Origin of the sequence: Stenotrophomonas sp. AN71 (assembly GCF_050435725.1) — a bacterium.
GTDB lineage: Bacteria > Pseudomonadota > Gammaproteobacteria > Xanthomonadales > Xanthomonadaceae > Stenotrophomonas.
In genome coordinates this window covers 72,708-85,760 of the sequence record NZ_JBNDKU010000009.1, presented here as the reverse complement: position 1 = coordinate 85,760, position 13,053 = coordinate 72,708, and the positions used below count along the sequence as shown (strand labels likewise).

At 66.1% G+C, this 13,053-nt stretch carries 13 protein-coding genes; 3 read left to right on the top strand and 10 right to left on the bottom strand.

What is annotated here, in order from left to right:
* Positions 1 to 40: 40 nt before the first annotated feature.
* From ABH900_RS14760 to ABH900_RS14745, 4 genes are all read right to left on the bottom strand, one after another.
* Complete coding sequence (locus ABH900_RS14760; RefSeq protein ID WP_429623809.1) at positions 41 to 559, bottom strand: hypothetical protein; 519 nt, start codon at positions 557 to 559, stop codon at positions 41 to 43.
* 432 nt (positions 560 to 991) lie between these two features.
* Positions 992 to 1,834: an energy transducer TonB gene (locus ABH900_RS14755; protein ID WP_429623808.1), complete on the bottom strand. Its 843-nt coding sequence runs from the start codon at positions 1,832 to 1,834 to the stop codon at positions 992 to 994.
* Between the two features lie 53 nt (positions 1,835 to 1,887).
* Complete coding sequence (locus ABH900_RS14750) at positions 1,888 to 2,667, bottom strand: hypothetical protein (RefSeq protein ID WP_429623806.1); 780 nt, start codon at positions 2,665 to 2,667, stop codon at positions 1,888 to 1,890.
* Between the two features lie 213 nt (positions 2,668 to 2,880).
* Entirely contained in the window at positions 2,881 to 3,456 is a 576-nt protein-coding gene (locus ABH900_RS14745) for a TetR/AcrR family transcriptional regulator (RefSeq protein WP_429623805.1), read from the bottom strand.
* 69 nt (positions 3,457 to 3,525) lie between these two features.
* On the opposite strand from ABH900_RS14745, the gene ABH900_RS14740 reads away from it, so the two are divergent.
* Positions 3,526 to 4,071 carry a thioesterase family protein gene (locus ABH900_RS14740; RefSeq protein ID WP_429623804.1) on the top strand — a complete coding sequence of 182 codons (546 nt, stop codon included), beginning with the start codon at positions 3,526 to 3,528 and terminating at the stop codon, positions 4,069 to 4,071.
* A gap of 6 nt (positions 4,072 to 4,077) precedes the next feature.
* Here the strand turns inward: ABH900_RS14740 and ABH900_RS14735 are convergent, their stop codons facing one another.
* A complete protein-coding gene (locus ABH900_RS14735) occupies positions 4,078 to 5,211 on the bottom strand; it encodes an agmatine deiminase family protein (RefSeq protein ID WP_429623803.1) in 1,134 nt (377 codons plus the stop codon).
* Between the two features lie 105 nt (positions 5,212 to 5,316).
* On the opposite strand from ABH900_RS14735, the gene ABH900_RS14730 reads away from it, so the two are divergent.
* Positions 5,317 to 6,201 (top strand): LysR family transcriptional regulator, encoded by an 885-nt coding sequence (locus ABH900_RS14730; RefSeq protein WP_429623801.1) that lies wholly within the window; start codon positions 5,317 to 5,319, stop codon positions 6,199 to 6,201.
* On the opposite strand, the gene ABH900_RS14725 is transcribed toward ABH900_RS14730, so the two are convergent.
* On the bottom strand, positions 6,176 to 6,958 hold the full coding sequence (locus tag ABH900_RS14725) for an SGNH/GDSL hydrolase family protein (RefSeq protein WP_429623800.1): 783 nt from the start codon (positions 6,956 to 6,958) through the stop codon (positions 6,176 to 6,178). The two genes, ABH900_RS14730 and ABH900_RS14725, sit on opposite strands and share 26 nt — an antisense overlap.
* Positions 6,959 to 7,007: 49 nt before the next feature.
* Complete coding sequence (locus ABH900_RS14720; protein ID WP_429623799.1) at positions 7,008 to 7,973, bottom strand: DUF2268 domain-containing putative Zn-dependent protease; 966 nt, start codon at positions 7,971 to 7,973, stop codon at positions 7,008 to 7,010.
* 137 nt (positions 7,974 to 8,110) lie between these two features.
* Between ABH900_RS14720 and ABH900_RS14715 the strand changes: the two genes are divergently transcribed.
* Positions 8,111 to 9,094, top strand: a complete 984-nt coding sequence (locus ABH900_RS14715; RefSeq protein ID WP_429623798.1) for a hypothetical protein — start codon at positions 8,111 to 8,113, stop codon at positions 9,092 to 9,094.
* Positions 9,095 to 9,116: 22 nt separating this feature from the next.
* Here the strand turns inward: ABH900_RS14715 and ABH900_RS14710 are convergent, their stop codons facing one another.
* From ABH900_RS14710 to ABH900_RS14700, 3 genes are all read right to left on the bottom strand, one after another.
* Positions 9,117 to 9,437, bottom strand: coding sequence for a hypothetical protein (locus ABH900_RS14710; RefSeq protein ID WP_429623797.1), 321 nt, complete (start codon positions 9,435 to 9,437; stop codon positions 9,117 to 9,119).
* 118 nt (positions 9,438 to 9,555) lie between these two features.
* The gene (locus ABH900_RS14705) at positions 9,556 to 10,323 is read right to left on the bottom strand and encodes a hypothetical protein (protein ID WP_429623795.1); all 768 of its coding nucleotides are present in this window, start codon (positions 10,321 to 10,323) and stop codon (positions 9,556 to 9,558) included.
* A gap of 110 nt (positions 10,324 to 10,433) precedes the next feature.
* Complete coding sequence (locus ABH900_RS14700; RefSeq protein WP_429623794.1) at positions 10,434 to 12,896, bottom strand: prolyl oligopeptidase family serine peptidase; 2,463 nt, start codon at positions 12,894 to 12,896, stop codon at positions 10,434 to 10,436.
* Positions 12,897 to 13,053 lie beyond the last annotated feature (157 nt).

Here is a 13,053-nt window from a genome sequence, read left to right as displayed (position 1 = left end):
TCGGCGGCGCCGGAGCTGATCCGGTGCCGCCGAAGCCACATCAGCCGATACGCCAGGCCGGCAGGCGCTCGCTGCGCTTCCAGATGGACGGTGCGAAGCCGATCATCACCAGCGCCGCCAGCCACTTCGGCGACGTGCTCAGCAGGGTGCTGCTGAGCGAGCCGTTGCTGGGTGCGAACTGCTCCTGCCAGGGGTTGTAGCCCAGGTAGACGATGCTGCCGGCCCACCACAGCAACGCCGCGCCGATGCCCGACAGCAGCAGGGCCAGCGTGCGGCAGGTCCAACGTTGCGAAGTGGTGCCCCATTCACGGGACGCCGCCACCAGCAGGCCCACCACCAGCAGCGACACCAGTGCCACCAGGCCGATATCGACCTTGGGCCGGATGCGTTCATAAGTGCAGGCGCGGCATTGCGCCTCTTCCGCCGCGGTTGCGGCTTCGGTGCCATCGACCTGGCCGGCGGCGGGCTGCGCCAGTGCCGCAAACGGCATCAACACCGCCAGCAGCGTCACCATCATCCAACGAAACAACGTCCTGTTCCTGCGTGCAGCGACATCCATGCGCTCTTCCTCGTCAGTGGTTGTGTGTCTCAGGGCCGCAGTACACGGCCGTTCCATACGCTGCCCAGACCTTGTTCCGGGCGTTCGGACATCCAGCGTCCCTGTTCCCGATGCAGTACGACAAGCTCCCGGTAGACGAAATCACCGGAACTCGAATCCCAGGCGACCGCGATCATAGCCCACTGTCCATTGCCGCTGAAAAGGACCGGAACAGGCGGACGAACGGGTCATTCGAAGGGGAGTATCCATACGTCGTTGATCGGCCTCTGTTTTCGCCATCGCCAATACTTCCTGCAGGACAGGATCGGTCAACCGCGGCTGCAGGCTGCAGATGGCCGCCATCATCGCCGAAGCCGACATTCCCGCCGCCAGCGGTGCGCCGCCAGGCGATCCGGGGCCAACGACCACCGGCAGATGCGCGTGCGGCGTTCGTCACTCTGACCATGACCATGGCAGCTTCGGCCAGAGACCACGACCATTGCGGATCGGGCCGCCGCGCTCGACCCATGTCCGGGTCCATCTGCCGTTTTCATGATGAAGCAGAAAAAGTATGCGGCCGCTTGTTCCACCGCTGCAGGTGTCGAAAGCAACCGACGCCAACGCCCACTGTCCATCAACGCTGAACACCGGCCGGTCCAGGTAGATCACCGCCAGGCCAAAATCGTAGCCATGGACCTCGCAACCTGCGTTGCCCCGGGCACGCCGTTGCCGGAGCTCCTGCCGCGACATCCGGTATGCATTGGCCACTGCCAGCTCCAGCGCGCGGTCCGGCACGCGCGTCGCACGCCGGTTCACAGCGTGCAGCATCGTCTCCAGTTGCCGACGGAAATGGAACGATGCCTGGCTTTCTCCATCCGCCCAATTGGTGACACTGTCGCGATCCTGGCAGACCCATCGTTCCAATCCCTCGTTGCAGTAGGGCAATGTCATATCCATCACGGCGATGGTGGCGCCTGACGCCCAGTCGGGCGGATCAAACTTCGCCTGCGGTATCCCTTCCGGTACTGGCACGGGAGCAGTAGCTTGGTGTGACCCGCCCTGCGCGATCGGCATTGGAAGGAGATTCACCGGGATCTTCGGAATGGGCACCGCGTTCAGATCGATCAGCTCCGCCATCACTTCGGCCTGCATCTGCGCAGTTCCCAGATTGATCGGCGGTGCACCGACCTCCTGTTGCCATTGCGGGCGCATACAGGCCATCAACACTAGGCCGGCAATCACCAGCAGAGCGACAGCTGTCGTCAGGATTCGCTTGCGTGCAATGTGCTGTCGCATGAGGTTCCTGGAGCAAATGCAGCGAAATGGGAAATCGTTCGGCGCAGCCGTTTTTACAACGCCTGGAAGACCTGCAGCAGGTGAGTCGCGCCTGGCACGAATTCCTGCGCAAGCCAACCCAGCACTGCGAAGAACAGCAGCAGGCCCAACAACGGCCAGAGCGTATGCGTCACGCATACCCGCCACCACCCCCGCTCCTGCATGCCCTGCATGCGCCGGTACAGGCCGCCGGCAATGGCTGCATCCACCAGCAGTTCGGCCATCAGCACAGGCGCCGACCACACCACCCACACGCTGGCCAGAAGGACGGTCGCCACCAGCGCGGCGATGCCGAGAATGGCCAGCAATGGCAGCCCGGCTTCGTCATCGGCCAGAGCGGCCAGTGGTAGTTCGCCTGCATCGCCCTCGCCCGCCGAAGCAGACTCATTCCACGACGCCGACGCACCGCCCCCACCGGAGCGGCCGCCTGCGCCGCTCCACGGTGATTCCACGGCGCTGCCGCGGGCCGGCGGGGTGCCACCGCCCACCTCCGACGACAGACCATCCAGCACGTTGTCCCAGCGCCAGCGGATCCAGAGCCACATCAGCAGCAGGAACACGCCATAGGCCAGCAGTACCGCCATCGGGTAGCGCATCAGCATCGCGTCAACACCCGCCAGACGCAGCATATGCGAGGCGAGAAAGCCGGCTGCTCCGGTCAACGCGACGATCAAGGCCATCTGCAGCCGCGGCCAGCCACGTTGCTGCAGGTGCCGGCGCGCACGCACGACTTCGTTGCCGTGGTTCATCGGCAACTTCAATGCACTGCTGGAAAAGTGGCGCGAGCGCTTCATGCAACCGCCAAGGGGCGGGAGGCATCGCGGCCAGGGACCTCAGGAACCTGATACTGCATGCGGACATCCTTGCCGGGCACGCGTAGGCGGTAGTGGCCGGATTCTACCGCGACGCGGTGCCGCGTCCAGAGGCGGCACCGCATCATCGATCAGACAGTGCCCCCGCCCCCCGCCCATCCATCCATGCGTGGCGCGGGTCCAGCGGATTCCGGATCAAGGGGGTGCAGCCGCCTTCAACAACTGCGCGGCCACCTGGTCGAACGGGGCAATGTCCTGCAGCGCGCGGCACATCGCCACTGCGCCTTCGACGCTGGCGATGACCAGGCTGGCCAGTTCAGCGGCGGCGGCCGGCGTATGCCCATCGGCAACGAACGCCGAGGCGAGGTGCCCCTGCCAGCGCGCGAACACCTCGGCGGCAGCCGCGCGGGGTTGGCTCGGCGCCGCCTCCACCGGCTCCTCCACGGCAGCGGCCAGCACCGGACAGCCGGCGCGGAACCCGGAGCGCAGCAGACGCTCGCGCCACATCGCCAGAAACTGCTGCAGACCCTCTACCGTTCCCCCCTTCAGCAACTCCACCAGCAGCGCTTCCACCTTGTCGCCGGCCATGTGCGTGGCGCGCGCCAGCAGTTCCTGCTTGCCACCGGGAAAGTGGTGGTAGGTCGAGCCCAACGGTGCCTCGGCCAGCTTGGTCACCTCGCGGATGCTGGTGGCATTGAGTCCCACCCGCGCCAGCATCTGTGCGGCGGCATCGATCACGCGTTGCGGGGCATCCGAGGGTCGCGGGCTCACAGCGGGCTCCTTGCTAAGACAGTCGTCATAGATTAGCGTACCGGCCGTTCTATAACAGTCGTCATAGTCATGAATCTCTGGTTCCGCCTGCTCCATCTGCTGCTGTGCAGCCTGTTCCGGCCAAAGCTCGACGCGCCGTTCGGGGTCTCGCGCCTGCAGTTCCGGGTGCTGCCCAATGACCTGGACAGCAACCTGCACATGACCAACGGCCGTTACTGGAACATCTTCGACCTGGGGCGATTGGACCTGATCCTGCGCATGGGCCTGGGCCGGGTGGCGCTGCGCGAAAAGTGGGCGCCGATCGTCGGCGCCGGCACCATCCAGTTCCGCCGCGAACTGAAGCCATTCCAGCGCTTCACTCTGGAAACGCGACTGGTCGGCTGGGTCGGTTCACGCGGCATCATGGAGCAGCGCGTGCTGATCGGTGCCGAGCAGAAAATCGCCACCCGCGCGCTGCTGGTCACCGGCATCTACGACCGTCGCGCACGACAGTTCCTGGGCATGCCACAGATGATGGAAGCGATCGGCGTGATCGCCCCACCCTCGCCGCCGCTCAGCGCTGCTGCCGAAGCGCTGCTGGCGGCCGATGCCGCGTTGAAGCAGGACGATGCCTGAGGCAGGTCAGCCGACCTTCGGCATGTTCTTGGTCACGCAATGGATGCCGCCACCGCCACCGGCGATCGCATCGATGTCCACCTGCTCGATCGTACGTCCCGGATACATCTCCTCCAGCAGCTCCCGGCAGAATCCATCAGCTTCGTCGTCGCCGAACTGCGGCGCGACCACTGCGCCGTTGATCGGCAGGTAGTTGATGTAGCCCATCGCCAGATCGTCGTTGTCGCGGGTATGCGCGTTGTCGCGCCCGTCCAGCGGCGGCGGCAGCGTGTGCACCTGCAGGCGACGACCATCTGCATCCGTGGCCTCGCGCAGAATGTCCAGGTGCTCGCGGGTCAGGTCGTAATCGTAGGACTCCGGATCGTTGTCCAGGTTGGCGATCACCACGCCCGGGCGCACGAAACGCGCATAGAAATCCACATGCGCATCGGTGATGTCCTCGCCGGCAATGCCCGGCAGCCAGATCACCTTGCGCAGGCCGAGGTGGTGCTTCAGCTCCGCCTCGATGTCCGCACGCGACCAGTCTGGATTGCGGTTGCGGTTCACCCAGCAGCTTTCGGTGAGGATGGCCGTACCGTGGCCATCGACTTCGATGCCGCCACCCTCGCCCACCAGATCGCTTTCCAGCAGCGTCGCGCCGGTCACCTGCGCCAGCCACGGGGCCACCGCACCATCGTTGCGTGCGCTCTGCTTGCCGCCCCAGCCATTGAAGTTGAAATCGACCAGCCCCAGCCCATCCTGTCCGTCGGTGACGAAGCAGCCACCGTAGTCGCGTACCCAGATGTCATCCAACGGCACGTCCAGGAACTCGATGTTGTCGCGGCCACAGCGGTCCTGGGCCTGCTTCCGCTGCGCCGGGCGGCACAGCACGCTGACCGGCTGGTGGCCGGCAATGGTGCGTGCCAGCCGGGCCACGGCGCTGTTCACCGCATCAGCCTGCGCGCCCCATACCCGCGGCTGCGCGGCGAAGGCCAGGAACACCCGTTCCTGCGGGCCGTGCTCGTCGGGCATGCGCCAGACGCCCGCGCCCGGCCCGGCCGCCACGGCGCGGCCCGGCAAGCCGGCCAGGCCCAGCGCGGCCAGGCCGCCAAGACCGGCGGCGCCCGCCAGTTGGGTAAGGAAGTGACGACGGCTGCTCATGACGGGCTCCAAGGCCGGTGTGGGATGGAAGCTATGCTGCGCTTGCAAATCGATAAGAACAAACGATAGATTCAGCCATCAATTGAACAGTTTTACTTATCTGAAATGCTGAAGCACTGGCCCCCGCTGAACGCCCTGCGTGGCTTCGAAGCCGCCGCCCGGCTGGGCAGCTTCCACCGCGCGGCCGAGGAACTGCATCTGAGCCAGTCCGCCATCAGCCAGCAGATCCGTGGCCTGGAAGACGCGCTGCAGCAGCCGCTGTTCTTCCGCCAAGGCCGAAGTGTCACTCTCACCGACGCCGGCGTCGACCTGCTGGAAACCACCCAGTCCCTGCTGCGGCAGCTGGCCAGCGGCATCCGCCGGCTCGATCAGTACCGCAAGCCGAATCAACTGATCGTCAACACCAGCCCGGCCTTCGCCCGCCATTGGCTGGTACCGCGCCTGGCCGGGTTCCATCGCCTGCATCCCGGTGTCGACCTGTGGCTGCTGACCAGTGAGCAGGCACCGGACATGACCACGCAGACGCTGGACGTGGCCGTACGCGATGACCTCGACTCTCAGGCGCAGTGCCAGCACCGTGTGCTGCTGCAGGACCGTCTCTATCCGGCCTGTCATCCAGCCCTGCTTGCCACGCCCGCACACAAGCGCTTGACCCTGCATGGCGAGCGCGAAATGGACTGGAGCCAATGGCAGGTACAGGGCGGCGCCGATGTCGGCCAGCGCCGCGAAGGCATGAATTTCTCCGAGCCAGGGCAGCTGCTGGATGCCGCCTGCCAGGGCCTGGGCATCGCCCTGGTCAGCGAGCTGCTGGCATCCCGCGCGTGCGATCAGGGCATGTTGCAGCCACTGGATGACGCGCGCGTGCGCGGCCCGCGCTGGAGCTGGCTGGTGCACGAGGACAGCGCGGCCGATCCGCTGGTGATCAGCTTCTGTGAGTGGCTGCTGGCGACTCTGCCGGCTGTGACTACTTCTGCGCCAGTGCGCGCTTGACGGCTGCTTCTGCCAGTGGCGCCATCAGCGCATACCCCTTCGCCGTTGGATGCACGCCGTCGTCGGCCAGCTGCGGATCCAGTCCACCGGCGGCATTGGCCATCGGCGTGTAGTAGTCCAGATAGACCAGCTGCTTCGCACCGGCATAGCGCCTCAATGCGGTATTCAACGCGCGCACCTTGGGCGCAGGCGTGGTGCCCGGCATCCACGGGTAGTCACTGACCGGCAGCACCGATGCCAGCACCACAGCGATGCCATGCGCGCGTGCCAGATCCACCATCGCATGCAGGTTGTCTTCGATCATCGCCTGCGTGGCGGGGCCGGTGTTGCCGGCAAGGTCGTTGGTGCCGGCCAGGATCACCACCACCTGCGGTTGCAGCGCCAGCACGTCCTGCGAAAAACGCAGCAGCATCTGTGCAGTGGTCTGGCCACTGATTCCACGGTTGAGCCAGTGCTTGCCGGGGAAGAACGAAGCACTGCCTTCTTTGCCCCAGCCTTCAGTGATGGAATCACCAAAGAACACCACGCGCGGCTGACCCAGCACGGCGCCAGGCAGTCGCGCGTTGGCGTCACGATAGCGCTGTAACTGTGGCCAATCGGCCAGACGCTGCTGCATGAAGCGCACTTCATCCGGCCGTAGTTGTTCGACGGGTTTCAGCAGTAGCGGGTTGATTGCAGGCGCATCGGCCGCCGCCACGTGGGCGGCCAGTGCGATACCGAAGGCAACGGCGGCCAGGCCGCCGGACAACAAACGCATGCGCACTCTCCCGGTGACATCCGCCCCAGTCTAGCGCGCGCCGCGGCGCTTACCGCGCTGCCGACCGCGCTGCCACCCCGGTCACCTTCGCCGGCATCCACATGCCCGGCGTCCAGCCACTGGCGGCCAGGATCGCCTTGGGGTTGTCCTGCTGGATCAGCGCGCGCACCGCACCCCGTTTGTCCTTGGCCTGCAGGTAGTAGGCCTTGGCGATGCGGTAACCCACCCAGTAGCCCAGATCGTAAGGCGCCTGCGAACCGGGCCTGTAGTTGAACAACCACGGCGACAGATCAGTGCTGTCCACGTCCAGCGCGAACGCACTTTCGATATGCACTTCCCGGCCACGGGTCCAGGCGGCATGGCGACCGTTGCCGACGTTGCCGGAAATCAGCTCGGCGATGAACTCGGCGATACCTTCGCCCAGCGAAACACGCAGCACCGTCGCGCGCGGGTCACCCGGCTCAAGGTCGGTCACGCCGGTCTGCTGGATGTGCACGTACTCGTGCGCGATCACATGTACGAAGCGGTCCTGCACGTTGGGGTTCATGAAATCGGCGGCGCACAGCGCTTCCAGGCCGATGATCACGCCGCTTTTCGAGGTCAGCCCCACCGGCCGGCCACGACCGACCGCGATCGTCACCGGCGGGAAAGCCGCCTGCGGGTAGATCGCCTGCAGGTTGTCGAACACCTGCACCAGCCGTTGCTTCACCGCCGGAAGCTCGGTCAGGCAGCTGCGTCCCTGCGCATACAGCGCGGGCTGGCCCGCCAGGGCCTCGGCAATGCGTTCGGGAGTGACCTTCCGCGCTTTCGCCAGGGCGGCCAGGCCGGTGGTTCCTTCGGTCAGGTAGCCACCGAGCTGGGCAACGCTGGGCTTGCCGCCGGTGCTGTCATAGAGTTCGTAGAAGCGGCTGGCATCGGTGGTGACGATCTGCGGCCCCGGCGGTGTACCCGCCGAAGCCACGCCAACCGCCCCGGCACAGGCCAGGGCAAGCAGGCAACGCAGGGGAATGGACATCGCTCCGTCCTTGGTGGAGTGCATTCGAAGCGCGCAATCTATCATTCCGTCCGCCCCCCGCAGAGGGTGGATGCGGGCCTGCGGGGGCTGTGCCAGACTCACTCTGGCACCTGCCACGGATGATGGAGCACCGCACGATGATGATCGTTCCCGCGTACTGGGCCGAAGCCCGCCTGCAGGCCCGTTTCCGTGGCCGGCCGGTGGTCGTGCGCCGCTTCGGCTGGTCCGACGAGGGCCCGGCCGAAGCCCAATCGCACGCCGATGCACGCGCCCACGAAGCGCTCAACGCCATCATCGCCGGACAGGCGCTGCCGCGCCGCGAGGTGCGCAGTAACTACGGTGTGGAGGGCGTGCCGATCCGCGAGCAGATCGTGCAGCGCGACGGCGATGTCATCATCACCCGCAACAGCTATGGCGCGCTGTGCTTGAACAGCCCCGAGGTACTGTTCGCCGACATCGACCATGCGCAGCCACCGGCAGGCTGCGTGATACCTGCCATCATCGCTGCGGTTGTGCTGCTGGCCGGCGCAATCACCGGCACCCTGCTCTGGCATTGGCTGGTGGGCCTGGTACTCGGCGTGGCGGCCGTGGTGCTGGTCAATGCGGCGCTGCTGATGCGGCGCCGGCAGCGCCTGGCGGCCGCCGGCGGCGCCGAAGGACTGGCATTGAAGCGCGTGGAATCCTTCAGCGGACAGCATCCGGACTGGCACCTGCGTGCCTACCGCACGCCCGCCGGGCTGCGCGTGCTGGCGATGCACGCCACGTTCTCTCCCGAAGATGCACAGCTGCAGGAGTTCTTCAAGGCGCTGGGCACCGATGTGTTGTACGCGCGCATGTGCCGGCTGCAGCATTGCTTCCGTGCACGACTGACACCGAAGCCATGGCGTGTGGGCCTGAGGTATCGCATCCGTCCGCCGGTGGCGGCATGGTCATCCGAACAGGCCAACAATCCCGACCGCCTGGCCTGGATTGCCGATTACGAAAAGAAGAGCACCGGCTTCGCGGCCTGCGCCTATCTGCGCAGTTTCGGTGATACCGCGCGGGTGCACGCCAAGGCCGAGCATGTGCGCGACCTGCACGACCGGCTGTCGCACGCGCAGGATCGCCTGCCGCTGGCGTGAGCGCGGGCGCGGGCGCGGGCGCTCAGTCTGCGCCCTGCACGAACGGCTGCCCTGCCAGGGTAGTGCCCAGCCGCACCGCGACCTGCTGCCCGCCCTTTTCGAAGGTCGTCGCACAGCCGGTTGCGCCCTTCTGGCATCCCACTTCCGGAAAGCCTTCCAGCGACTCCGGGGCACCCGTTGCCCGCCGGGCCTGCCAGCCTGCGGCATCCAGCAGGCGCTTGGCCTTGGCGTAGGGCATGCCGGCAACGATACCCAGCTGCGCCAGTTCTACGGGCAGTGGCTGCGCATGGGCGGTTGAAACCAGGACCAACGACAGCATTGCAGCAAGAATGATGGCTTTCATTGCATCGACCTGGAACAAGCACACGGGCTCAGCCTAGCCCATTTGCATGACGGGCGAATGTGCTGGTAACACGTCGTTACCGAGTCTCCACAGACGACTTCAGAACACGCCAGGAGACTTATCCGGCACTTCCCCTGCGCGGCGGGACACAGCCCAACGCCTCCAAGGCCAGATCGTTGCGCAGCCGGCCCTGCAGCCACCCGATCTGGAAACGCTGGCGAGAGCGTTCGCCCTTGGGCAGCAGCGCATTCAGCGCCTCGCTCAAGGCCGGCCGCCATTCATCCGGCGTACGCGCCAATACCTGTTGATCGAAGTTGGGCGACGACAACCGCTTCCACGGCAGCATCATCAGCTTCTGCGACGTCGATACAAGCACCACGTCCGGGCGCCCCGGTCGCTTCACTACCACGGTCATCAAGGGAACGTCATCGGTCCACATCCCTTCGAAATGCCGTGCCACGCGCCACTGCAGCCCCTGCGTGGCCAGTGCCTGCCGGGCCCACTCCTGCTGCTGGGGAAACGAGCACCTGGACCCCGGAATGCTGCGCAGGCTGGGATCCAGCGCCAGCATCGTCGGTCGGTCCAAGCGCGCGGCAATCCGATCCATGGTGGCTTCCCTGCTCAGCGCAGGCGCCTGCAGCGCTGCCTCGAACGCGGCCATCGCACCGGCCGACAACGGCACCGGCAATCGCGCTTTGGCACCAGGTGTGCCGGCAATCGTTACGCGGGTGACCACGCCACGCGCATCGCGCTGGATGAGCCAACGTTCCGAGACACTGCCCCCGCCATACCAGTCGTACGTCACGTGGACGCTCACCGGTGACGGCGTGGCCATCGCGGCGGGTGAAACGCTCAACATTGCCAGTGCCAACAACCACGTCTTCATCGGGCTTCCTTACCTCGGGCGGACAGCAGCGGAGTGTGGGCTCGGTTCCATGGGATGCAGAAAGGCCGCCCGCAGGCGGCCTTGTGCAAAGCAGTCGAGCAAGCTCGACTCTACTTGGCGTTCTTCACATAGGTATCAAACCAGTTCAGCATCTCAGACACCAGCTGTTCGTTCGACTCCAGCGCGGTGTACCAGTGCGGCTCGTTGGGCAGCATCACCAGGCGGGTGGTGCCGCCGTTGCCACGGATCGCCTGGTACAGCTTGCGCGACTGGAACGGCTCGGTGCCCGGGTTGGCGTCATCCTCACCGTGGACCAGCAGCAGCGGCAGCTTGATCTTGTCGGCGTAGAAGAACGGCGAGGCCTTCAGGTACACATCCTGCGCCTGCCATACCGAGCGGCGCTCGTTCTGGAAGCCGAACGGAGTGAAGGTCTTGTTGTAAGAACCGCTGGTCGCCACGCCGGCCTTGAACAGCTTGGTGTGGGCGATCAGGTTGGCGGTCATCAGGCCACCATGGCTGTGACCGGTCACGCCGATGCGGTTGCGATCGACCACGCCCATGTCCACGGCCTTGTCCACCGCCGCCTTGGCGTCGGCTTCCAGCTGCTCCAGGTAAGTATCGTAGGCGTTCTTCGGATCACCCACGATCGGGAATGACGCGTTGTCGATGATCGCGTAGCCGGCCAGCAGCATCAGCCGGTACGGCTGCAGACGGGTGAAGGTCTGCTGCGAGCCGGACACCTGGCCCGCCTGGGCAGCATTGGCAAAGTCGGCCGGGTACGCATACAGGATCGCCGGCACGCGCTGGCCCTGCTTGTAGCCCGGCGGCGTGTACAGGGTGAACGACAGGTCCACGCCATCGGCGCGCTTGTAGGTCACCAGCTGCTTCTTGATCTGGCGCACTTCCGGGGTCGGGTCGACCAGTTTGGTCAGCGCGGTCGCGGTGGAGGCGAACTGCGCCTCGCCGGCCTTCGCATCGGCGATGGCTTCGCCCTGCGCGCGGATGAAGGCATTCGGCGGATCGATCACCGACTGGTGCCAGGTCAGGTAGCGGCCTGGCGTGTTGCTGAAGCCGAGGAACTGCTCGTAGGCATCGGCATTGCTGCGGAACAGACGCTCGCTCTTCAGCGTGCCCAGATCCAGCCGATCCAGGAACGGACGGTCGCCCTGCGGCGAAGCACCCCGGCCGCTGAGGAACACATGGTTGCCGTCGCGACGCACCACCTGCGCGCCATTCGGAAGACGGGTAAACACCAGGTTGCCCGGATTGCCGTACAGCTCATCGCTGGACATGTCCCACAGCAGGCGGCCTTCCTGCTTCGGCTGGTCCACATCGACGATGCGGGTCTGCATCCAGTGGCGGTTCTCATCGTTCTCGTACTGGAAGGCGACGGCCGGATCGGCCGTCCACGCGAAGCCTTCAAAGCGCTGCACGGTGCGGGTGATTTCGGTCGGTTTGCCGTTGAACGGCGCCTTCAGCATCAGCACGCGGTCACGATGCGGTACGTTGACCTTCCAGTCACCCTTGTCCAGCGCTTCGGCATAGACCAGAGTGGCCGCATCGGTGGCACGCCAGTCGAAACCACGCGGGCCTTCCGGTACGCCATGCACCGGCACGCGGTCGGCCAGCGGCAGGCTGGCGATCGGTGTGGCCTTGCCGCTGGCGATGTCCAGCACGGCCACGTCGTTGGCAAAACGCTGGTAGGTCACCGCGTGCGAATACGGTGCCTTGATCGATTCGGTCAGCACGTGCACGCCATCGGGCGCGGCGTTGACTTCGTTGAACAGTGCCGGCTGACCGACCGGACGCACGCTGTTGGCGGCGGTGTCCACCACGGCCAGCTGCGAAGCGCCGTAGTAGGCGAACAGCTTTTCGTCATGCACGCTGGTCAGCGTGTCGCGGGCTTCATAGGTGCTGCTTTCGCCGCTGCTGCCCAGCGACTCCTGCGCATCCGGGCCGGTCGGCACGCCACCATCGGATGGCGCCGGGCCCTGGTTGGCCGGAACCAGCTTCACCAGCAGATTCTGGCTGCTACCCAGCCACTGCACGGTGTAGCCGAAGATCGGGTTCAGCTGCACGTTCGGCACCTGCTTCACCTGGCCGGTGGCGGCATCGCCCACCCACAGCTGCACGCTGGTATCGACCGCATTCTGGAAAGCGAAGTGGCTGCCGTCGGCCGACCACAGCGCGCCGGTGGCGCAGCCCTGCGGCAGGTTCACCTTGGTTTCCTTGCTGCTGCCGATGTCGACCAGGGTGAAGTCGGCCACGCAGGCCGGAATGCCATAGCCACCCGGAGTGTCGTGGCGGCTGCGGTTCTTCGGCTCCAGGCGCACGCCAGCCAGCTTCAGGTACGGCTGGGCGACGCGGCTGATCGAGGGATAGGTCTGCGCGGTGGTCAGCAGCAGGCGCTGGCCGCCCGGGGCCACGTTCGGTGCCGGCGGCGGCGGGGCCTTGAGCACCTTGAGCAGGTGTTCGGGCGGCTTGGCGTAGTCGGCAAGCGCCGGGCCAGCGGCCAGCAGGCCGACGGTGGCAACGGCAACGGCCGCCGCCAGCGAGGTTCGACGGATCAGCATCCTTATCCCCTGTGTGTGAATGGGTACCCGGCATCGGGCATGGACCCGAATCTAGCACCGCAGGGGTGTGCGTGAATGGGCCGGAAGGGCTAGTGGCCGGATGGGGCAAAGTGCAGGTCCGGCGGCTGCCGATCACAGCCCGGCACCTGCCAGGCAT